Annotated in this window: 20 protein-coding genes and 1 pseudogene; 5 read left to right on the top strand and 16 right to left on the bottom strand. The window is 70.6% G+C overall.

Features of this window, described 5'->3' with window-relative positions:
• Nucleotides 1-79: 79 nt before the first annotated feature.
• Nucleotides 80-1,579: a Ppx/GppA phosphatase family protein gene (locus tag FHP08_RS11675; protein ID WP_147704625.1), complete on the top strand. Its 1,500-nt coding sequence runs from the start codon at nt 80-82 to the stop codon at nt 1,577-1,579.
• Here FHP08_RS11675 and FHP08_RS11670 read toward each other — a convergent pair.
• From FHP08_RS11670 to FHP08_RS11615, 13 genes and pseudogenes are all read right to left on the bottom strand, one after another.
• On the bottom strand, nt 1,564-2,475 hold the full coding sequence (locus FHP08_RS11670; protein WP_222707877.1) for a GNAT family N-acetyltransferase: 912 nt from the start codon (nt 2,473-2,475) through the stop codon (nt 1,564-1,566). The two genes, FHP08_RS11675 and FHP08_RS11670, sit on opposite strands and share 16 nt — an antisense overlap.
• Before the next feature lie 97 nt (nt 2,476-2,572).
• Nucleotides 2,573-3,049 (bottom strand): SixA phosphatase family protein, encoded by a 477-nt coding sequence (locus FHP08_RS11665; protein ID WP_147704624.1) that lies wholly within the window; start codon nt 3,047-3,049, stop codon nt 2,573-2,575.
• Between the two features lie 62 nt (nt 3,050-3,111).
• Nucleotides 3,112-4,383 carry a TRAP transporter large permease gene (locus FHP08_RS11660; protein WP_147704623.1) on the bottom strand — a complete coding sequence of 424 codons (1,272 nt, stop codon included), beginning with the start codon at nt 4,381-4,383 and terminating at the stop codon, nt 3,112-3,114.
• Entirely contained in the window at nt 4,380-4,901 is a 522-nt protein-coding gene (locus FHP08_RS11655; protein ID WP_147704622.1) for a TRAP transporter small permease, read from the bottom strand. The genes FHP08_RS11660 and FHP08_RS11655 overlap by 4 nt, the downstream gene beginning before the upstream one ends.
• A 2-nt stretch (nt 4,902-4,903) precedes the next feature.
• Nucleotides 4,904-5,899, bottom strand: a complete 996-nt coding sequence (locus FHP08_RS11650; protein WP_147704621.1) for a TRAP transporter substrate-binding protein — start codon at nt 5,897-5,899, stop codon at nt 4,904-4,906.
• A gap of 90 nt (nt 5,900-5,989) precedes the next feature.
• Complete coding sequence (locus FHP08_RS11645) at nt 5,990-7,156, bottom strand: enolase C-terminal domain-like protein (RefSeq protein ID WP_222707876.1); 1,167 nt, start codon at nt 7,154-7,156, stop codon at nt 5,990-5,992.
• Nucleotides 7,157-7,403: 247 nt separating this feature from the next.
• Nucleotides 7,404-8,081, bottom strand: coding sequence for a GntR family transcriptional regulator (locus tag FHP08_RS11640; protein ID WP_225879124.1), 678 nt, complete (start codon nt 8,079-8,081; stop codon nt 7,404-7,406).
• A gap of 111 nt (nt 8,082-8,192) precedes the next feature.
• A pseudogene (locus FHP08_RS18820) lies at nt 8,193-8,369 on the bottom strand (GntR family transcriptional regulator); the annotation flags it as partial.
• Between the two features lie 77 nt (nt 8,370-8,446).
• Nucleotides 8,447-8,728 carry a YfhL family 4Fe-4S dicluster ferredoxin gene (locus FHP08_RS11635; protein ID WP_147704618.1) on the bottom strand — a complete coding sequence of 94 codons (282 nt, stop codon included), beginning with the start codon at nt 8,726-8,728 and terminating at the stop codon, nt 8,447-8,449.
• A 55-nt stretch (nt 8,729-8,783) separates the two neighbouring features.
• The gene (coaD, locus tag FHP08_RS11630; protein WP_147704617.1) at nt 8,784-9,299 is read right to left on the bottom strand and encodes a pantetheine-phosphate adenylyltransferase; all 516 of its coding nucleotides are present in this window, start codon (nt 9,297-9,299) and stop codon (nt 8,784-8,786) included.
• On the bottom strand, nt 9,296-10,030 hold the full coding sequence (rsmD, locus tag FHP08_RS11625; protein ID WP_147704616.1) for a 16S rRNA (guanine(966)-N(2))-methyltransferase RsmD: 735 nt from the start codon (nt 10,028-10,030) through the stop codon (nt 9,296-9,298). The genes coaD and rsmD overlap by 4 nt, the downstream gene beginning before the upstream one ends.
• Nucleotides 9,981-11,339: a M16 family metallopeptidase gene (locus FHP08_RS11620; RefSeq protein ID WP_147704799.1), complete on the bottom strand. Its 1,359-nt coding sequence runs from the start codon at nt 11,337-11,339 to the stop codon at nt 9,981-9,983. Before FHP08_RS11620 ends, rsmD begins: the two co-directional genes overlap by 50 nt.
• Before the next feature lie 32 nt (nt 11,340-11,371).
• Nucleotides 11,372-12,799 carry a M16 family metallopeptidase gene (locus FHP08_RS11615; protein WP_225879115.1) on the bottom strand — a complete coding sequence of 476 codons (1,428 nt, stop codon included), beginning with the start codon at nt 12,797-12,799 and terminating at the stop codon, nt 11,372-11,374.
• Nucleotides 12,800-12,837: 38 nt separating this feature from the next.
• On the opposite strand from FHP08_RS11615, the gene ftsY reads away from it, so the two are divergent.
• Nucleotides 12,838-14,025 carry a signal recognition particle-docking protein FtsY gene (gene ftsY / locus FHP08_RS11610; RefSeq protein WP_147704615.1) on the top strand — a complete coding sequence of 396 codons (1,188 nt, stop codon included), beginning with the start codon at nt 12,838-12,840 and terminating at the stop codon, nt 14,023-14,025.
• Between the two features lie 248 nt (nt 14,026-14,273).
• Nucleotides 14,274-15,503, top strand: coding sequence for a GGDEF domain-containing protein (locus tag FHP08_RS11605; RefSeq protein WP_147704614.1), 1,230 nt, complete (start codon nt 14,274-14,276; stop codon nt 15,501-15,503).
• On the opposite strand, the gene maiA is transcribed toward FHP08_RS11605, so the two are convergent.
• Nucleotides 15,454-16,101: a maleylacetoacetate isomerase gene (maiA, locus tag FHP08_RS11600; protein ID WP_147704613.1), complete on the bottom strand. Its 648-nt coding sequence runs from the start codon at nt 16,099-16,101 to the stop codon at nt 15,454-15,456. The two genes, FHP08_RS11605 and maiA, sit on opposite strands and share 50 nt — an antisense overlap.
• Nucleotides 16,102-16,223: 122 nt before the next feature.
• Here maiA and rpoH point away from each other — a divergent pair, with 122 nt between their 5' ends.
• Both rpoH and FHP08_RS11590 read left to right on the top strand, forming a co-directional pair.
• Nucleotides 16,224-17,120, top strand: coding sequence for an RNA polymerase sigma factor RpoH (gene rpoH, locus FHP08_RS11595; protein ID WP_147704612.1), 897 nt, complete (start codon nt 16,224-16,226; stop codon nt 17,118-17,120).
• A 91-nt stretch (nt 17,121-17,211) separates the two neighbouring features.
• Nucleotides 17,212-18,081, top strand: coding sequence for a DMT family transporter (locus FHP08_RS11590; RefSeq protein WP_225879114.1), 870 nt, complete (start codon nt 17,212-17,214; stop codon nt 18,079-18,081).
• A 35-nt stretch (nt 18,082-18,116) separates the two neighbouring features.
• Here FHP08_RS11590 and FHP08_RS11585 read toward each other — a convergent pair whose 3' ends face one another.
• A complete protein-coding gene (locus FHP08_RS11585; RefSeq protein WP_147704797.1) occupies nt 18,117-18,674 on the bottom strand; it encodes an SCO family protein in 558 nt (185 codons plus the stop codon).
• A gap of 115 nt (nt 18,675-18,789) precedes the next feature.
• Entirely contained in the window at nt 18,790-19,689 is a 900-nt protein-coding gene (gene cyoE, locus FHP08_RS11580; protein ID WP_147704610.1) for a heme o synthase, read from the bottom strand.

Below are 19,689 nucleotides of genomic sequence, written 5' to 3'. Positions count from 1 at the left end.
CGGTTCGATGACGGACCTGCGGGGTGACACGGATTTGCCATACTGTCGACGTAGAGTCGAAGATGCCACAAGATTTCGCATGCCGGAACAACAACTGCTCGCCGCGGTCGACCTCGGGTCGAACAGCTTCAGGCTGATGATCGGCCGAGTCGCGCCCGGCGCAGACGGCCACGTCATCGAACCGCTGGACAACCTCAAGCGCACGGTCAGGCTCGCTGCCGGTCTGCGCGACGACGGCATGCTCGATGCGGAATCGCAGACCCGCGGGGTCGAGGCGCTGGCCCGCTTCGGCGAGCGATTGCGCTCCTTCGCGCCGCAGACCGTGCGCGCGGTCGCCACCAATACCCTGCGGGTCGCCGGCAACGCCGGCCACTTCCTGGCCACGGCCGAGGCCGCGCTGGGCTTTCCGATCGAGGTGATCTCGGGCCACGAAGAGGCCCGACTGATCTACCTGGGCGCGGCGCACGCGCTGCCGCGCGATGGCCGGCAGCGGCTGGTGATCGATATCGGCGGAGGCTCCACCGAATGCATCGTGGGCGCCGATTTCGAGCCCCGGGTGCTGGACTCGGCCGGTGCGGGCTGCGTGGCGCTGACCCGCCGCTTCTTCGCCGATGGCGAGGTCACCGAAGAACGCTTCGGCCGCGCCTACGCGGCCGCCCGCGCCCGGTTCGAGGAGCTCTCCCACCCCTTCGTGGCGCGCGGCTGGGACTACGCGGTGGGCACCTCGGGAACGGCCAAGGCGCTGGTCCAGATCGCCCGCTCGGAGTTCGGCCTGCCGCTGCTCGACCGCGACGCGCTGTCCCGCATCCGCGCCGCGCTGGTCGTGGCCGGCCATGCCGACCGGCTCTCCCTGCAGGGCCTGAAGCCGGACCGTCGGCCGGTGCTGGCCGGCGGGCTCGCGGTGATGACGGCGGCCTTCGACGAGTTCGGCATCGACTCGCTCGACTACTGCGGCGGCGCGCTGCGCCACGGCGTGCTGCACGATCTGGTCCGCCGCAGCGACGGCGCCGACCTGCGCACCACCACGGTCGCCCAGATGATCTCGCGGCACGGCATCGACGCCCGCCAGGCCGGTCGCGTGCGCGACACCGCGCTGGCGCTGTTCGACCAGGGCGCGCGAAGCTCGCAGGAGGAACTGCAGGCGCGCCGCAAGCTGCTCGAGTGGGCGGCGCTGCTGGCCGAAAGCGGGATGAGCATCTCGCACGAGAGCTTCCACAAGCACTCGGCCTACATTCTGACCTGGGCGGACATGCCGGGCTTTTCGCGCCCGGAACAGAACACGCTTGCGCTGCTCGCGCTGGCCCAGGTGGGCGGGCTGCGCAAGCTGCGCGGGCGCATCGACGACGACCTGAGCTGGCTGATGGTCGTGGCGCTGCGCGTCGCGCGCATCCTGCACCGAAGCCGCGAGGACGAGGATCTGCCGACACCCGCGCTGTTCTTCAAGCGCCGCTCGCTGCGCCTCGAGATGCCCCGCGCCTGGGCCGACCGGCAGCCGCTGGGGCACGCCAGCCTGGCCGGCGAGGCTGCGCTTTGGAACGAGGCCAGGGTGTTCGAGCAGTTCGCCTACCAGACGATCTGAGGCAGGCCGCGGCCGGGCGACTCGCGCGGCGCCTTCCCGACCGTGGCGGCCTTGCGCGCCTGCCCGACGAAGCGCCGCTGGTAGCGCGCCTTCAGCCCGGTCAGGTCCAGCATCATCGGGAAGTCCGCGCAGTTGAACTGGGCGTCGACGTGGGGTTCGCCCAGCAGGCAGGCGCCCGCGCGCAGGTAGCCCTTGACCAGCGGCGGCGCGACCGCTCCGGCCACGTGCGGGTGCCGCTCGACCTCGAGGCGCTCGCGCGGCCACACACGCAGGGTATCGTCGGCCAGGTGGCTTGCGGCGAGCTCGCGATAGAGGTTCGCGGCGAAGCCGCCGCCGTCGGCCATCGGAACGCTCACGCAGCCGATCAGGTAGCGGATCTCCGAGCGGGCGAGCAGCGCGCCCAGCCCCGACCACAGCAGCATCATCACGCCGCCCGAGCGGTGATCGGCGCGCACGCAGCTGCGGCCCAGCTCCACCATTTTCGGGCGCAAGGCGTCGAGCCGGGTCAGCCAGAACTCGCCGTCGCTGTACAGGCAGCCGATCCGGCGCGCGGCGCCCGGCATGAGCAGCCGATAGGTGCCGATCACGTCGCCGCCGTTCCGGTCGATGACGACCAAGTGCTCGCAGTACGGGTCGAAGACGTCCCGATCGACGCCCGCCGGCGAGCCCAGCGCGGCGCCCAGCTCGCCGGCGAAGACCTGCCAGCGCAGGCGCATCGCGCGCTCGATCTCGGCGTCGTCGCGGGCGAGCCGCACCTCCAGCGTACCCGCCGATGCCAGCGGCCCCGCAGGGACCGGCGACGCGGCGTGGCGGCCGAGGCGGCCGGCCGGCCCGCCGGCAATCAGGTCGGCGCGGACGCGGCCGCGTCCTTCCAGTCGTTCGAATCGTGCTGACAAGGGCCTTCTCCGTCGAGGATCGCGGAGACAGCCTGACCCGGCCGCATTGCAGCGCGGTGACGGATCGGTGACGCTACGATGAACCGCGCCCGGTCGTTCAGACGAGGTCCGGCCCGATCACCGCCCGCAGCACGATCTGTGCCCTGCCCTCGCGCTCGCGGGTGGACAGCCACCAGATCGAGCCCTTCTTGACGCTCCAGTCGGCCTCGCTGCCCGACAGCAGCAAGCTGGCCAGCCGGCCGAGCTGCGGCTGGTGGCCGACCAGGACCAGGTGCCGCACGCGCGCCTCGGGACCCTCGGGCCAGTTCAGCACGGCCAGGTGATCGGCGACGTCGGCGCCGGGGGCCAGGCCCGGCTCGGTCTTGAACTTCACGCCCAGCGCGGCCGCGGTTTCGCGCGCGCGGGCCGCCGGGCTGGACAGCAACAGGTAGCGCTCGGGCAACCGCGCGAGCAGCCAGCGCGCCACACGGTCGGCCTGCTTGCGGCCGCGATCGGTCAGCCGCCGGTCGAGGTCGGCGGACGGATCGGCGACCGGGTCGCCGGCATCGGCGTGGCGCCAGATGATCAGGTCCATGTCGGGCATCCCCGGAAAAGCCGAATCGTCGCGCCGGCCCATGACGATTCCGTGACCGCCGCTCAGTTCTTCATGGCGCCGGGCAGCCAGAGCGACAGCGCAGGCACGTAGGTCAGCACCAGCAAGGCCGCGATCAGGATTCCCACGTAGGGCCAGACTTCCCGGATCACCTCGCCGAGCCGGACCTTCGTGACCGAGCTGGAGACGAAGAGCAGGACACCGATCGGGGGCGTGAGCTGGCCGATCGTGAGGTTGATCAGCAGCACGATGCCGAAGTGCGTCAGGTCGATGCCGAAGTGGGTCAGCACAGGGATCAGGATCGGGACCAGGATGATCATGATCGCGATCGTTTCCATGAAGCAGCCGAGCAGCAGCAAGACGGCGTTGAGCAGGAGCAGCACGACCCAGGGACTGTCCGTGGCCGCCTGCAGGGCCTGGGCGATCATCTGCGGCGCCTGCTCGATTCCCAGGATCCAGCTGAAGGGCGCCGCACCGGCGACGATCAGCAGGATGACCGCGGTCTCCCGGGCCGTGACCAGCAGGATCCGCGGCAGCTGCGAGAGCTTGACCGTGCGGTAGACGAACATCCCGACCAGCAGCGAATACGCTGCGGCCACGCCGGCGATCTCGGTCGCGGTGAACACGCCCATCCGGAATCCGACCAGGATCAGCACCGGCATCAGCAGCGCCCACAGCGCCCCCTTGAAACCGCTCCAGAGCCGGTCGAGCGAGAAGCCGTCGTCCTTCGGGTAGTTGCGCCGCGACGCGATCCACCCGGTGACGGCCAGCATGCCGGCCGCCATGACGAGGCCCGGTATCACGCCGGCCCAGAAGAGGTCGCCGAGCGAGATGTTCGCCTGCCAGGCATAGATGACCATCAGGATGGACGGAGGGATGATCGGCCCGAGCGTCGCGCAGGCCGCGCACAGCGCCGCCGCGAATCCCTGGCTGTACCCCGCGCGCGCGAGTTGCGGCACGAAGACCCGCGAGGTGGCTGCGCAATCGGCGACCGAGGAGCCCGAGATGCCCGACAGGAAGATGTTGCCGACCACCGCCGTCTGGGCCAGGCCGCCGCGTATGTGGCCGACGAAGGCCCGGGTGAAGGCGAACAGCCGCTCGCTGATGCCGGACTCGTTCATCAGCGTGCCGGCCAGCGTGAACAGCGGGATCGCAAGCAAGGGGAACGACTGCACCCCGGTGATCACGCGCTGGGCCACGACCGAAAGCGGTATGCCTTCGATGAGGATCACCAGCAGGGACGACCCCATCATCGCGATCGCGATGGGCAGCCCCGCCAGGAGCAGGACGGCGAAGGACGCAAGCAGCAGAATCATGCCTCGCCCCCCTCGGTGAGCGACTCGACCTCGCCACGGAAGACACCTGCGGCGCCCTGCTCGACCCACAGCCTCAGCACGTGCACGGCCGCGAGCACCATGCCGACGGGCATCGCCGCCAGGAACCAGGCCTTCGAGACGCCGAGCATCGGCAGCTCGACCACCCACTCCTGCGCCAGCTGCTCGAGACTGGCCCAGGTCATGACGCCGAGGATCGCCAGGCCCACGATCACGGTCGCCAGGTTCATCCAGCGCAAGGCGGGGCGCCGCCACAGCGGCGCCATCGCGTCGATCCGGATGTGCATGTGCGCGCGCAGCGCGGAGGCAGCCGCGACGAAGACCATCCAGGTGAACAATCCGATGATCAGCTCCTCGCCCCAGGTGAGCGGGTCGTTGAACACGTAGCGCAACGCGACCCCCGCGATCACCAGGACAGCGATCGCGGCGTGGGCGACGATCAGGAACAGGTTCTCGACGGCCACCAGCGCGTCGTCGATCCGGACGAGGAGCTGTCTCATGGTCAGTTCTTGCGACGGGCGGCAATCGCCTCGCGGGCGCGCTTCAGGTTGTCCGCACCCCAGCGCGCTTCGAGCCGTTCATAGGCGGGGCCCATCTTCGCCGCGAATGCGTCGCGATCCGGGTTGTCGACGATCGCGGTCTTGCCGCTCTTGCGGATGTCCTCCAGCATCGACCGCTCGCGCTCCTGCTGCAGCTTCGAGTTCTTCGCCGAGGCCGCGGCAGCTTCCTCGAGGAGGACCTTCTGGTGCTCGGGCGAGAGCTTCTCGAACGAGCGCTTGTTCACGATGATCGTGTTGTTCTGCAACATGTGGCGCGTCATCGACAGGTGCCCCTGCACTTCGTAGAACTTGCGCGCGAAGATCGTCGGGATCGGGTTCTCCTGGCCGTCGACCGTCTTCTGCTGCAGGGCGGTGTAGACCTCACCGAAGGGGATCGGCGTCGGGGCGGCGCCCATGGCGCGAATCATCTCGACCCACACCGGCGATTCGGGCACGCGGATCTTCAGGCCGGCCAGGTCATCCGGCGTGCCGACCGCCTTCGGCCCGGTCGTGATGTTGCGCCAGCCCCAGTACCAGATCTTCGACAGCATCAGCACGTTGTGCTTGTCGCGCAGGTCGTCGAACTGCGGCTGGAAGGCCGGGCCGCGGATGATGGCTTCGGCCTCGTCCCAGTCCTTCCACATGAAGGGGCCGCTCGCGATCTCGAGCGCCGGGACCAGCGACGACAGCGCCGGCATGGACGGCGCCGAGATGTCCAGGGCGCCGGACTTCACCTGCAGGAGCAGATCGCCTTCCTTGCCGAGCTGCTCGGCGGGGAAGATCCGGATGTTGACCTCACCCTTGGTCCGCTCCTTCACCTTGTCCGCGAACTCCTGGAACAGGTCGGTGGCGATCTCGCCGGCGCTGTTGGCATGGCCGAAACGCAGCGTGGTGGCGGCCTGGGCGGCCGAGTGGACGGTCGCAAAGGCGACCAGGGTCGAGATGATCAGACGGCGCATGACTCCTCCTGTGGATCTGTCGTGTCTGTGCGGCGGACGCCGCGGGGATTTCCGCTCGACCCGGGGCACGTTCTCCGTGCCCCGGGGCGCTCATTGGAATGTGTGAAGGGCTGTCCGGTGGCGCGCGATCCAGTCCCAGTCGTAGTCGACGCCAAGGCCCGGGCCCTCGGGCACCGGCACCGTGCCGTCGGCGTCGATGCAGTCGAGCTGGTCAGTGTAGCCGCAGGCGTAGACCGGCGGGATCAGGTTCGGACACTTGGGTCCGACCAGCGCCACTTCGTAGAAGTTCGTGTTGCGCATCGCGGCCATCAGGTGACGATGTGCCGGCCCGCTGGCGTGGATTTCGCAGTCCAGGCCGAGCGCCTCGGCCAGATGCGCGATCTTCAGCGAGCCGGTGATGCCCATGTCGTACTCCGGATCCACGCGCAGCAGGTCCGTGCCGCCGGCCAGCACGAAGTCGGCCTTCGGCTCGACGCCACGCACATGCTCGGTCTGCAGGATCGGCGTGCGGATCATCTCCCGCAGCTTGCGGTGCGCGAAAGCCGACGTGCCGCCGTCGCGGAACGGATCCTCGTACCAGAAGAAGCCCGCATCGTCGCAGGCTCGGCCGACGTGGAGCGCGTCGGCGAAGGTCCGCAGCTCGCAGGCGGGGTCGAGCATCAGTGTCATCCGGTCGCCGACCGCCCGCGCGACGTGCGCGACGTTGGCCGCTTCCTCGCGCGCGTTGCCGTCGTTCCAGCCATGGATCTTGAACGCGCGGTACCCGAGTGCATGGCATTGCCCGGCGAAGTCGGCGAACGCCTCCTTGCTCGACAGGCCCCCTGCCCGGTCGCCGTGGTAGGTGCTCGCGTAGGCGGGCAGGCGCTTGCGATAGCCCCCCAGCAGCTCCGAGATCGACGCACCGTAGCGCCGACCGGCCCAGTCCCACAGTGCGATGTCCAGCGCGCCGTGGCCCATGTGGTCGTACTGCCGGATCTCGCGCTTCAGATCTTCGTAGATCGCCACCCGCTCGCGCGCATCCTTGCCGACCAGACGCGGCGCAAGCATCAGCGTCTGCCCGAGGGAGGACTTGCTCGCCACCCAGTGGGTGACGTAGTCGCCGCGACCGCCGTCGTCGGTGTGGATCGACACCGCGTACTTCGAGACCGGCAGCCGCGAACCTTCGCGGTAGGTGATCGTCTGCGCGAGCCCGTCACGGTGCAGGTTCTGCACCGCGTACTCGAACTCATGGACTTCGACACGAACGATCGCACTCAAGGCGGGGCCTCCCTGAATCCGGACGCATCGATCCCTGCGCGGCGCCTGCGTGCGTCGACTGGGCTCGACCCTTCCCGGACCGGCGTTTCCTGGTTCTTTGTTTATTGTGTACAACGTACATTTTAACGGTACACAGACCGGCCCCATCCGGTCAAGTCCGGAAATCCAGGTTTCGGGGAGGCGCCGCAGGCCGGGTCGCGCCACCGCGTGGCGTCCGGGCGTCCGGGCGTCACCGGCGTGCGGGCGCTCAGCGATCGGCGAGCGCGCTGAGATAGGGCGGGAATGGCGGGTGCGACAAGGGGCGAACGCGTTCGAGACGCTCGAGCCAGTGGCCGCACGAGGCCCTCAGATGCGCCTCAAGCGCCATAGCGGCCCGGCGCGCATCGCCGGCGAGCAAGGCGTCGAGCACTTCCAGATGCTCGCGCAACGAGCCCGCGATCACCTCGACCGGAATGCCCAGGAACAGGTCGAAGACATAGCGATTGGAGACCAGCAGGACGCGCGTGGCTTCGAGCGCACGCAGCATCTCGCGATTCCGGCATCCGGCGAGCAGCTCGACATGAAGTTCGTGCTCGAGACGATCGAGCAGAGGGCTGTCGGCCGACGGCATGTTCGCAAGCGTCGCGACGAGCGCCGCGCGCATCTGCCGCAGCCGGCCTGCTCCGATTCCGGGCGCCGAATGGCACAGCGCCTGCGGCTCGAGAAGCCAGCGGATCTCGTAGAGGTCGCGAATGCGTTCAGGGGTGAGTCGCTCGGCGACCCAGCGACCCAGGCGGTCCTTGTCCAGCAATCCGATCGCCTGCATTCGCACCAGCACGTCACGCGCCACGGTCCGGCTCACGCCGAAGCAGGCGGCCAGTCGCTCCTCCGTGATCCGGACCGCGCCGAACAGCGCATGCGAGCTCAGGGCCTGCTCGACTTCCACGAGAATGCGCTCCCAGCGGGGCGCCGGTTCGATCGGGAAATCGCCAGGCAGGCTCGCGAAGCCCTGCGGATGATCCGCGGCGAGCGGAGAACTTCCTGCGACGACGAAGCCGCGTCCATCGACCTTGCGAAGCAGGCCCTCTCGCAACAACATCGCCAGCGCGGCGCGGGCTGGCGAGCGGCTGACGCCGAACGCCTGGGCGACACGGACCTCGAGCAGCCTCTCGCCCGGCCGGATCGCGCCCGATCGGATCAGGCGACGCAGCCGGTCGGAGACGCGCGACTGCATGGGCCCCGTCTCACGCTCCGCCTGTCCGCCACCGTCGGTGGCTTCGAACGGCCTGGACGATCCTGGAGCGGAGGCAGTCACGCCTTGGCTGACGGACCGTCGATCTCGCTGTCCGCATCCTGCAGCCTCAGGTACTTCGCGAACAGCTGCGCGTGGGTCTCGGGGCGGGACGGGTCCCTGGGGATGCATGACACCGGGCAGACCTGCACGCACTGCGGCTCGTCGTGGTGGCCGACGCACTCGGTGCACTTGTCCGGGTCGATCTGGTAGATCTCCGGACCCATGTAGATCGCGCCGTTCGGGCACTCCGGCTCGCAGACGTCGCAGTTGATGCACTCGTCGGTGATCATCAGCGCCATCTCGTGGATCTCCTTTGCAGGGGGGCGCGCAGCGCGGGCTCGCCCTGGCAGCGCCTCAGGACGCGGCCTCGTCGCCAGGGACCTTCGCGCCGAGCTGCACCAGCTTCTTGCGCAGCGACGCCTCGACCTGGGGCGGCACGAACTTGCCGACGTCGCCGCCCATCAGCGCGATCTCGCGCACCAGCGTGCCCGAGATGAACTGGTACTGGTCGGTCGGGGTCATGAAGATGGTCTCGATTTCGGGCATCAGCTGGCGGTTCATGCCGGCCAGCTGGAACTCGTACTCGAAGTCGGTGACAGCGCGCAGCCCGCGCACGACGACGTCGGCCCGCTGCGCGCGCACGAGATTCACCAGCAGGCCCGAGAAACCCAGCACTTCGACGTTCCGGTAGGGCGCCAGCACCTCGCGGGCGATCGCGATCCGCTCCTCGAGCGTGAAGATCGGCCGCTTGCCGCGGCTGTCGGCGACCGCGACGACGACCGAGCCGAACAGCTTCGAGGCGCGGTGCACGATGTCCTCGTGCCCGCGGGTCAGCGGATCGAAGGTGCCCGGATAGATCGCCCTGGTCATTCGTTCACTCCCTGTTCGCCGGCGCCCGCGCCGGCCAGGCCAACGGCCGGAGCGGCCTCGTTCGCCATCACGAACAGATGATAATGGACTTGCCCCGCGCGGCCGGCGCGGATCCGTTCGAATCCGGGGGGCGGTGCGACCGACGCCTCGCTTTCCACATACACCCGCGCGCCGGGCGCGAGCAGCGGCGCCAGCCCGGCCAGCGCCTTCTCGGCGAGCCCGGTGCCGAAGGGCGGATCGAGGAACACCAGGTCGAAGCGCTCGCCGGCAGCCGCGCGGCGCGCGAATTCCACGAAGGCGTCTCCACCGGCCAGCTCCACGCGATCCGCGGCGCCGAGCCTGCCGACGGTGTCGCGGATCGCCGCCAGCGCGGTGCGGTCGCGCTCGATCATCAGCACGCGGGCGGCCCCGCGCGACGCGGCCTCCAGGCCCAGCGCGCCGCTGCCGGCGAAGGCGTCGAGGCAGCGCAGCCCGTCGAGCGTCTGGCCCAGCCAGTTGAACAGCGTCTCGCGCACCCGGTCGGGCGTGGGCCGCAGGCCGGGCAGGTCCGGCACCCGCAGCGGCGTGCGCTTCCAGGCACCGCCCACGATCCGCACCCGGTGCGGCGCGGCCGCACCGGCCTGCCGGGCGCCCGCGATGCGCCCGCCGGCCACCGGGCTGGCGGGCGGGCGGCCACCCGGCTCAGCGCGCCGCCGGTTCACCGTCGCCGACCACGACGGTTGCCAGCGCATCGGGCTTCACGTGCCGCGCGAAGGCCTCGCGCACCTGCTCGAGCGTGACCTCGGACACCCGGTCGGTCCAGCGATCCAGGTAATCGAGCGGGAGCCGGTAGAAGCCGATCATCGCCAGGTTGTCGAGGATCTTGCGGTTGGAGTCGATCCGCAGCGCGAAGCCGCCGACCAGGTTGGACTTCGCCGCGGCGAGCTCCTCCTCGGTGGGACCTTCGCGCACGAAACGCTCGAGCGTCTCGCGCACCACCTTCAGCGCATCGGCGGTCTGCGCCTTCTGCGTCTGCAGCCCGATGGTGAAGGGCCCGGGCTGCAGTTGCGGCGAGAAGTAGGCGTACACGCTGTAGGCCAGGCCGCGCTTCTCGCGCACCTCGTTGTACAGCCGCGAGACGAAGCCGCCGCCGCCGAGCACGTAGTTGCCCACGAGCAGCGGAAAAAAGTCGGGATGGCCGCGCTCGATCGCCGGGGCGCCGATCAGGATGTGGCTCTGCGAGGCAGGATGCGCGATCCGCCGCTCCACGGCGCGGACCAGCGGCTCGACCTTGGGCAGCGCCGGCCGCGCGGCGCCGGCCGGCAGGTTGCGGGTGACCCGCTCGGCGATCGCCTCGGCCTTCGCGCGGTCGATCGCGCCGATCATCGCGACCACCGCATGGGCGGCGTCGTACCGCTCGCGGTAGAAGCGCACCAGGTCGTCGCGACCGATCGCGGCCAGCGTGAGGTCGGTTGCCTCGCGCCCGTAGGGGTGCGCGCCGTAGGCCAGCTCGCCGAAGGCGCGCCGAGCGATCGTCTCGGGCCTGGTCTGCGCCTCGCGGGTCGCCTGGATCCAGCGCAGCTTCTCGCGCTCGAGCACCTCCTGCGGGAAGCTCGGCGCGGCCAGGATGCGTGCGAGCAGCGAGACCGCCTCGTCGAGCTCGGGCTGGCTGGTCAGCGTGCGCAGGGTCAGGCCGGCGCGGTCGTCGCCGGCCCCGCCGCCGCGCTGGGCGCCGATCCGCGCGAAGCGCTCGGCGATCTCGGCCTCGTCGAGCGCCGCGTCGCCGTTGGCGGCCTCGGTGCCGCGGGCCAGCATCGCGTTGGCGAAGGAGGCGAGCCCGGCCTTGTCGGCGGGATCGAAGCGCGAGCCCGCGTCGAACTCGACGCTCACGTCGAGCATGGGGATGGCGTCGGCCCGCACGAAATAGACGCGCGCGCCCGAGGAGGTCGTCCAGTGCTGGATGGGCAGCTCGGCCTGCGCGGCGCCCGCCACGAAGGCGAGCGCGAGCGCGGCCAGGCGGATCAGGCGCCAGGGCCCGGGCGACAGTCGAGCCGGCTGCATGGAGCGGAACGTCTGCATCGTGGCCTCCCGCCTCAGTGCCGCGTGGCCGGCGGCGGCCGGCGCTGCGCGTTCGGGTCGATCGGCTGGGGCAGCAGCGTGACCACGGTGAGCGAATCCTCGTCGAAGTACTTGCGCGCGACCGCCTGGATGTCGCCGGCCGTCACCGCGCGAATGCGCGCGAGGATACGGTCGGCGTCGCGGTGCGAGTAGCCGGAGACCTCGAGCCCGCCGATCTCCATGGCCTGGGCCATCACCGAGTCGCGCTTGTAGATCTGGCCGGCCACGTATTGCGCGCGGATGCGCTGCAACTCGTCCTCGCGCACGCCCTCTTCGGCGATGCGCCCGATCTCGGCCCGCAAGGCCTTCTCGAGCGCCGCGGTGTCCTGCCCTTCCGAGGGCGTGCCGTCGAGCACGAACAGCGCCGGCCCGCGGCCGGTCATGTCGTAGCCCGCGCCCACCTGATTGGCGACCCGGGACCCGCGCACCAGGTTGCGGGTGAGCCTGCCGTTCTCGTCGGCGTCCAGCACCGCCGCGAGCATCTCCAGCGCGTAGGGCTCGGTGTCCCGCTCGACGTCTTCCAGCCGCGGCACCTTGAAGCCCATCATCAGGTAGGGGTTCTCCGCAGGCGCCTTCACCGCCACCCGGCGCACGCCCCGCTGCGCGGGCTCGCGTTGCGGCTTGCGCTCGGGCAGCGGGGACGCCGCGATGCGGCCGTAGGTCTCCTGGGCGAGCTTCCAGACCTCGTCGGCGGACACGTCGCCCGCGACGACCAGGATCGCGTTGGATGGCGTGTACCAGCGGCGATACCAGTCGCGGACGTCGGCCGCGGTCATCGACTCCAGGTCGCTCATCCAGCCCACCACCGGCCGGCGGTAGGGCGAGGCGGTGAAGGCGGTGGCCATCAGCTGCTCGTAGACCAGCGACGGGGCCCGGTCCTCGGTGCGCCAGCGCCGTTCCTCCATGACCACCTTGATCTCGTTGGCGAACTCCTGGTCGTCGACGACCAGGTTGGCCATCCGGTCGGCTTCCAGCGTCATCATCTCGGCGAGATGGGCGCGGTGGATCTGCTGGAAGTAGCCGGTGTAGTCGCGCGAGGTGAAGGCATTCTCGCGGCCGCCGCGCTCGGCCACCCGGCGGGAGAACTCGCCCACCGCGAGCGTCTTCGTGCCCTTGAACATCATGTGCTCGAGCACGTGCGAGATGCCGGTCAGGCCGTTGATCTCGTCGACCGCACCGATCCGGTACAGCACCAGGTGAACCACGGTCGGCGCGCGGCGGTCCTCGCGGACCAGCACCTTCATCCCGTTGGGCAGCGTGCGCTCGAAGGTGGCGGCGACGGACTCGGCGGAAGCGGCAGCGGGCGCCGCCACGGCCGGCGGCGCCGGCTCGCGGGCCGCCAGCGGGGGAGACAGGGCCAGCATCGCCGCAGCGACGAGCGGGCGAGCGATCCGATGGGGCATCGTGTCCACAGGTAGAATCCGGGGCGCTGAGTGTAGCCATGTTCGGATTCCTTCGTCGAAAAAGACCCGTCCCGCCTCCCGGGGTCCCCGAGACACCGGAGGATCGCCCGTCGGCCGTCGAGCGGCCGGAGACGGTCGCGCCCGAACCTGTCGTCGCGCCCGAACCTGTCGTCACGCCCGAACCTGTCGTCACGCCCGAACCTGTCGTCACGCCCGAACCTGTCGTCGCGCCCGAGGCTGCCGCGGCTCCCGAACCTGCGGCAGCCCAGGAATCTTCCGCGGCGCCTGCGCCCGCCGCCGAGCCGCAGCCCGCTCCGGCCCGCGCCTCCTGGATGGCCCGGCTCAAGCAGGGTCTCTCGAAGACCCGCGGCAACCTGGCAGGACTGTTCTCCGGCGCGAAGATCGACGAGGCGCTCTATGAGGAGCTCGAGACCGCGCTGCTGATGAGCGATGCAGGCGTCGAGACCACGCAATACCTGCTCGAGTCGCTGCGCCAGAAGGTGCGCCGCGAGCGGATCGAGGACGCCGAGGGCGTGCGCAAGGCCCTGCGGGCCCTGCTCGCCGACCTGCTGCGGCCACTCGAACGCCCGATCGACATCGACGCGGCCCAGCCGCTGGTGATGATGATCGCGGGGGTGAACGGCGCCGGGAAGACGACCTCGATCGGCAAGCTGGCGCGCCACCTTCAGCGCGAGGGCAAGTCGGTGCTGCTGGCGGCCGGCGACACCTTCCGCGCGGCCGCGCGCGAGCAGCTGGTCGAGTGGGGCTCGCGCAACGGCGTCCAGGTCATCTCGCAGCAGGGCGGCGACGCGGCCGCCGTGGCCTTCGACGCGGTGAATGCCGGCCGCGCGCGGGGCATGGGCGTGGTGATGATCGACACCGCGGGGCGCCTGCCCACCCAGCTGCACCTGATGGACGAGCTGAAGAAGATCCACCGGGTGATCGGCAAGGCGATGCCCGGTGCGCCGCACGAAGTCATGATCGTCCTGGACGGCAACACCGGCCAGAACATGCTCGCCCAGGTGCGCGCCTTCGACGACGCGATCGGCGCCACCGGCCTGGTGGTCACCAAGCTCGATGGGACCGCGAAGGGCGGCACCCTGGCCGCGCTGGCCTACACCCGGCGCGACCGACCGATTCCGGTCTGCTTCATCGGCGTGGGCGAAGGCATCGACGACCTGCAAGGCTTCTCGGCCGACGAGTTCGCCTCCGCCCTGCTCGACTGACGGGCGGCGGCCCGCGGGACCCCGAAGGGCGCCCCGGGCCGACGAACGGCGGCCCGAAGGCTTGCCGGCGCCCGCCCTCCCCCCTGGTGGACCGGCGCCCGTGAACCCCTTCACGGCCTCCCGGCCTTTCGTCGGCCGCAACGACCGCCGGTTCCCGGCCGACTGCCCCCGGATCAAGCCCCCCCTAGCCTCGCAGTGACCGCCCAGCCCGCGTCCCGCGCGATGCGTATCCGCCCCGCTTGCCCAGCATGACAGGCTCCCTGAGTCTTGCCCTTCCCACGCTGTTCTTCACCGGTGCCGTCGCCGGCCTGCTGGCCGCGTTCATCGTGCTCGGATCGCGCGCGACCCGCGGCGAGGAGCGGGGCGCCACCCGGCTGTTCGGCTGGTCGATGGCAATGGGCGCCGCGTCGGCGGGCATCCTCTGGCTGGAGAGCCGGGACGCGGGCGGTCCGGTTCCCTTGGCGGGCCTGTTCGCGCTGGGCCAGGCCGCGCTGCTGCTGCAGGCGAGCCTGCGCCTGTTCGGGGGCCGGCAGCCGGACTGGCTGATTCCGGCAGTGCTCAGTGCCTCGGTGCCGGCCTACCTGGCCGCCTCGGCCTTCCTGCCCTCGCCGGCACCCTTCGTGGTGGCCGCCAGCGTGCACGCCGCCCTCAACGGCCTCGCGGCCTTCCACGCGTGGCGCGCCCGCGGCCGGACGGGCGCAGGCTTCAGGAACGCCTTCGCCGCGCTGTACGCCTTGCTCGGCCTGCTGACGCTGGCGCGCGTCGCCACGATCGTGGCAGCGAGCCCGCACGCGTCGCCGCTGGGCGTGTACACCGGCTCGCCGCTGCACGGGTCCGCCGCGCTGGTCTGGGCGCTGTCGCCGCTGCTCACTGCGCTGGCCGTGCTGGGCATGCTGAACGAGCGGATGGCGCGCCGGCTGCTGGATCGCGCCCAGACCGACGAACTGACCGGCGTGCACAGCCGCCGCTACCTGCTGGAGGAAGCGCCGCGAATGCTGGCCCGCCTGAGGGCGCAAGGACAGCGCAGCGCGGTGATGATGCTCGACCTGGACCACTTCAAGCGGATCAACGACGAGCACGGCCACCGGGTCGGCGACCTGGTCCTGCGACGGGCCGCCCAGGCGATGCGCAAGGCGATGCGCGCCGACTCGCTGCTGGCCCGCTACGGAGGCGAAGAGTTCTGCGCGATCGTGCCGGTCGACGACGAGGACGACGCGACGAGGGCCGCCGAGCGCATTCGCGCGATGCTGTCCCGGCTGGCGCTGAGCATCGACCAGCGCTCCTTGCGCCTCTCGGTGAGCATCGGGCTGGCGGTGCAGCGCGGCGATCTGCGCTTCGACGAGCTGCTGGCGATTGCCGACGAGGGCGTCTACCTGGCCAAGGAGCGAGGCCGGGACTGCGTGATCGCGCCCGGTTCGTCGCCGGAGATCAGCCGGCCCGGGCGGCCTCGGGCTGCGCCGAGGGTTCGGCCCGCCTGAAGGCCTCGAGGCGCATGCACTCGTCGAAGATCTTCATCGTGCGGGGGTAGCGCTCCACCCGGGTCTCGTAACGTCTCGCATTGAAGATCTGCGGCACCAGGCAGACGTCGGCCATCGTGACCGCATCACCGTGGCAATGGCGGCCGGCGCCGCCGTCCTCGAGCTGGCGCTCGAAGGCGGCCAGCCCCTCGTCGCACCAGTGCCGGTACCAGACGCCGATCTGCGCCTCGTCCTGCCCGAGCTCGCGCTTCAGGTACTTCAGCACCCTCAGGTTGTTCAGCGGATGGATCTCGGCCGCCACCAGCATCGACAGCGAGCGGACGCGTGCCCGCCCGGCCGGATCCGCCGGCAGCAGGCGCGGGCCCGGCCTGGTCTCGTCGAGGTACTCGATGATCGCCAGCGACTGGTTGAGCCGCAGCGTGCCGTCGACCAGCGTCGGCACCAGGGCCTGCGGATTGACGCCGATGTAAGGATCCCCGCGATGCTCCCCCTCCGGCAGCCAGATCACCTCCGGCTCCCAGGGCAGGCCCTTGAGGTTCAGCGCGATCCTGACCCGGAACGCGGCCGAGCTGCGGAAGTAGGTGTAGAGCTTGAGCATCGACTGCCCCCCCGAATCTGGCACTCTCGCCCGGAGAGTGCTAATCTAATGAAAAGCCCGAAACTGACCGATCGGTCATTTGCGATCGGCAGCACCCCGGGCGACAGGAGAAAGATACGCCAATGTCCAAGCGAACTTCGACCGCAATCGTGCCTGCCGCAGCTTCCAGCCTCACGCTGGCGGTGCCTGCCGTCGGAAACCTGGATGCGTACATTTCGGCGGTCAACCGCCTGCCCATGCTGACGGCCGAGCGCGAGAGCGAGCTCGCCCGCAATTTCCGCGAGCGCCAGGATCTGGACGCGGCCCGCGAACTGGTGCTGTCGCACCTGCGCCTGGTCGTGTCGGTGGCCCGCCAGTACCTGGGCTATGGCCTTCCCCATGCCGACCTGATCCAGGAAGGCAACATCGGCCTGATGAAGGCCGTCAAGCGCTTCGATCCCGAGCGCGGCGTCCGGCTGGTGTCTTTCGCGCTGCACTGGATCAAGGCCGAGATCCACGAGTACATCCTGAAGAACTGGCGCATGGTGAAGGTGGCCACCACCAAGGCCCAGCGCAAGCTGTTCTTCAACCTTCGCTCGATGAAGACCGGCTCGGGCACGCTGAGCGCCGGCGAGGTCGACGCGATCGCGCGCGAGCTGAATGTCCGCGAGAAGGACGTCGTCGAGATGGAGACCCGGCTGTCGGGCAAGGACCTGGCGCTCGAGGCGCAGACCGACGACGGCGAGGAGCAGTACTCGCCGGGCGCCTGGCTGGCCGCGCCGCAGGCCGATCCGACCCAGGTGATCGAGGCGCGCCAGCGCGACCGGCTCCAGGGCGAAGGCCTGGCCCGCGCGCTCGAGGCGCTCGACCCGCGAAGCCGGCGCATCATCGAGACCCGCTGGCTGCGCGACGAGGCCGAAGGCGGCACGCTGACCCTGCACGAACTGGCGGCCGAGTTCGGCGTGTCGGCCGAGCGGATCCGCCAGATCGAGGCCAAGGCCCTTCAGAAGATGAAAGGCCAGCTCGCCTCGTACGTCTAAGGGATCCGGGTGGCGCTTCGGCGCCCCCGTTTCTCGACCCCCTTTCCTCCTCCTCTTGGCCGCCAACGGGAAACCCGAGGCGGCATTTCTTTTGCCGGTCGCTCTGCTCGTCTTCAACGCCTTCATCTGGGGCGTTTCCTGGTGGCCCTTCCGGCAACTGAACGCGCTCGGGCTGCACAGCCTCTGGGCGACGGGCTTCGCCTTCGCGTTCGCCACGCTGCTGATCACGCTGTGGCGCCCGGGGGCCTGGCGCGCGCTGGCCGCGCGGCCCGGGCTGGCCTGGCTGGTGCTCGCCTCCGGCGTCACCAACGTGGCCTTCAGCTGGGGGGTGATGATCGGCGAGGTGGTCCGGGTCGTCCTGCTGTTCTACCTGATGCCGGTCTGGGCCGCGCTGCTGGCCCGCTGGCTGCTGGGCGAGCGGATCACCGCCGCGATCCTCGGGCGGATCGTGCTGGCGCTGGCCGGCGCGGCGATCGTGCTGTACCAGCCGGGCATGGGCCTGCCCCTGCCATCGGGCCTGGCCGACTGGCTGGGACTCTCGGGCGGGGTGGCCTTCGCGACGGTCAACGTGCTGCTGCGCAGGAACGCGGCCGCCTCCGACGAGGCGCGAACGCTGGCGCTGTTCGTGGGCGGCGGCGCGGTGGCGCTGCCGCTGGCCGCCCTGCTGGCATCCTCGGGCGCGATCGCCGCCGTGCCCGCGCCAGCGCCGGCCTGGATCGCCGGCGCAGCAGCGCTGGCCCTGGCGCTGCTGGCCGGCAACGTGGCCCTTCAGCACGCGGCCGCGCGGTTGCCCGCCTCGGTCACCGCGCTGGTCATGCTCTCGGAGATCGTGTTCGCGGCGCTGTCGTCGGTGTGGCTGGGTGGCGAACCGCTCGAACCCCGCACGCTGGCCGGCGGCGCCATGATCGTGCTCGCCGCGGCGCTGGCGGCCGTGCTGCAACGGGGGCGGATCGGCGACTGATCGTCGGCCGGGCGCCCGCCGAAGCGCGCGCGGCCCTAGTCGGCCAGGAGCTGGCCGATGTCGTCGGCCAGCGCCTGCGCGCCCACGCCGTAACGGGTGAACAGGCGCAGCCGGCCTTCCTCGTCGAAGATGTAGCTGCCGGCCGTGTGGTCGATCGAGTACGACCCGGTCGAGGACTGCTGGCCCTTCTGGTAGAAGACCTTGAAGTCCTTCGCCACGCGGGCGATGCGCTCGGGATCGCCCCACAGGCCCACGAAGCGCGAATCGAAGGCCGGCACGTACTTGGCCAGCAGCTCGGGCGTGTCGCGCTCCGGGTCCACGGTCACGAACAGCACCTGCACCTTGTCGGCCCTGGCCCCGAGCAGCTTCATCGCCTCGGCGGTCTCGACCATCGTGGTCGGGCAGACGTCCGGGCAGTGCGTGAAACCGAAGAACACCACGACGACCTTGCCGCGATAGTCGGCCAGCGTGCGCGTGGCACCGGTGTGATCGGTGAGCGTGAACCCGTCTTTCGCGATGCCCGAACCGGTGACATCGGTGTTGTGGAACTTCGGCCCGCCCCGATCGCAGGCCGCCAGGCCGACGCCTAGCATCGCCGCGACCGACAGCGCGCCCGCCGCGCGGAGCAGGCCGCGCCGCGGGGCGGCGTGAACCGCCGAGGCGGTCCGGAGCGTCGATGCGAGGCGGTTCGTCGTGCGCACGTCGTGCTCAGCGGGTGTAGTGATCCACCAGCAGCGCGCCGAACAGCGCGGCCAGGTAGAAGATCGAGTAGCCGAAGGTCCGCCGGGCCAGCGCATCGGAATAGTTGCGCCACAGCCGCCAGGCGTAGCCGACGAAGACGCCGCCGAGCGCCAGCGCGCAGGCCAGGTAGAGCCAGCCGCTCATGCGGATCAGGAAAGGCAGCAGCGAGGTGGCCACCAGCAGCAAGGTGTACAGGAAGACGCTCAGCCGCGTGAACTCGGGTCCGTGCGTGACCGGCAGCATGGGCAGGCCGGAGCGGCGATAGTCCTCGACCCGATAGAGCGCCAGCGCCCAGAAGTGCGGCGGCGTCCAGACGAAGATGATCAGGAAGAGCACCAGCGCCTGGGCCGTGACCTCGTTGGCCACCGCGGCCCAGCCGAGCACCGGCGGCATCGCGCCGCTGGCTCCGCCGATGACGATGTTCTGCGGCGTGGCCGGCTTGAGCAGCACGGTGTAGACCACCGCGTAGCCCACGAAGGTGGCCAGCGTGAGCCACATCGTGAGCGGGTTCACGAAGGCATACAGCAGCCCCGCGCCCACGCCGGCCAGCAGGCCGGCGAACACGATCGTGCCGGTGGCGCCGAGCTCGCCGCGCGCGAGCGGGCGCGCGCGGGTGCGGGCCATCCGCGAATCGATGCCCCGTTCGATCAGGCAGTTGAAGGCGAAGCCGGCCGCCGCGAGCAGCGAAATGCCGGCGAGTCCGGCCAGCATGGTGATCGGCGGCACCCAGCCGTCGGACGCGAGCAGCATGCCGATGAGCGCGCAGAACGCGGCCAGCATGACGATCCTCGGCTTGGTCAGCGCGAGGTACTGGGCAGCGACATGACGCCAGCCCGGGGCAGGGGAATCGAGGCGGGTAGCTTGCAT

Origin of the sequence: Zeimonas arvi, assembly GCF_008039575.1 — a bacterium.
Classification (GTDB): Bacteria; Pseudomonadota; Gammaproteobacteria; order Burkholderiales; family Burkholderiaceae_E; genus Zeimonas; species Zeimonas arvi.
Note: the sequence above shows the minus strand (reverse complement) of the source record. Positions and strands in the feature narration are given on the sequence as shown.

Bases quoted from the DNA above. Each gene is read 5' to 3' on its own strand.
- ftsY (WP_147704615.1), top strand. From the start codon at position 12,838: ATGTTCGGATTCCTTCGTCGAAAAAGACCCGTCCCGCCTCCCGGGGTC.
- FHP08_RS11615 (WP_225879115.1), bottom strand. From the start codon at position 12,799: ATGCCCCATCGGATCGCTCGCCCGCTCGTCGCTGCGGCGATGCTGGCC.
- FHP08_RS11665 (WP_147704624.1), bottom strand. From the start codon at position 3,049: ATGGACCTGATCATCTGGCGCCACGCCGATGCCGGCGACCCGGTCGCC.
- rpoH (WP_147704612.1), top strand. From the start codon at position 16,224: ATGTCCAAGCGAACTTCGACCGCAATCGTGCCTGCCGCAGCTTCCAGC.
- coaD (WP_147704617.1), bottom strand. From the start codon at position 9,299: ATGACCAGGGCGATCTATCCGGGCACCTTCGATCCGCTGACCCGCGGG.
- cyoE (WP_147704610.1), bottom strand. From the start codon at position 19,689: ATGCAAGCTACCCGCCTCGATTCCCCTGCCCCGGGCTGGCGTCATGTC.
- rsmD (WP_147704616.1), bottom strand. From the start codon at position 10,030: ATGCGCTGGCAACCGTCGTGGTCGGCGACGGTGAACCGGCGGCGCGCT.
- FHP08_RS11620 (WP_147704799.1), bottom strand. From the start codon at position 11,339: ATGCAGCCGGCTCGACTGTCGCCCGGGCCCTGGCGCCTGATCCGCCTG.
- FHP08_RS11605 (WP_147704614.1), top strand. From the start codon at position 14,274: ATGACAGGCTCCCTGAGTCTTGCCCTTCCCACGCTGTTCTTCACCGGT.
- FHP08_RS11585 (WP_147704797.1), bottom strand. From the start codon at position 18,674: ATGCTAGGCGTCGGCCTGGCGGCCTGCGATCGGGGCGGGCCGAAGTTC.
- FHP08_RS11655 (WP_147704622.1), bottom strand. From the start codon at position 4,901: ATGAGACAGCTCCTCGTCCGGATCGACGACGCGCTGGTGGCCGTCGAG.
- maiA (WP_147704613.1), bottom strand. From the start codon at position 16,101: ATGCTCAAGCTCTACACCTACTTCCGCAGCTCGGCCGCGTTCCGGGTC.
- FHP08_RS11660 (WP_147704623.1), bottom strand. From the start codon at position 4,383: ATGATTCTGCTGCTTGCGTCCTTCGCCGTCCTGCTCCTGGCGGGGCTG.
- FHP08_RS11675 (WP_147704625.1), top strand. From the start codon at position 80: ATGCCGGAACAACAACTGCTCGCCGCGGTCGACCTCGGGTCGAACAGC.
- FHP08_RS11635 (WP_147704618.1), bottom strand. From the start codon at position 8,728: ATGGCGCTGATGATCACCGACGAGTGCATCAACTGCGACGTCTGCGAG.
- FHP08_RS11650 (WP_147704621.1), bottom strand. From the start codon at position 5,899: ATGCGCCGTCTGATCATCTCGACCCTGGTCGCCTTTGCGACCGTCCAC.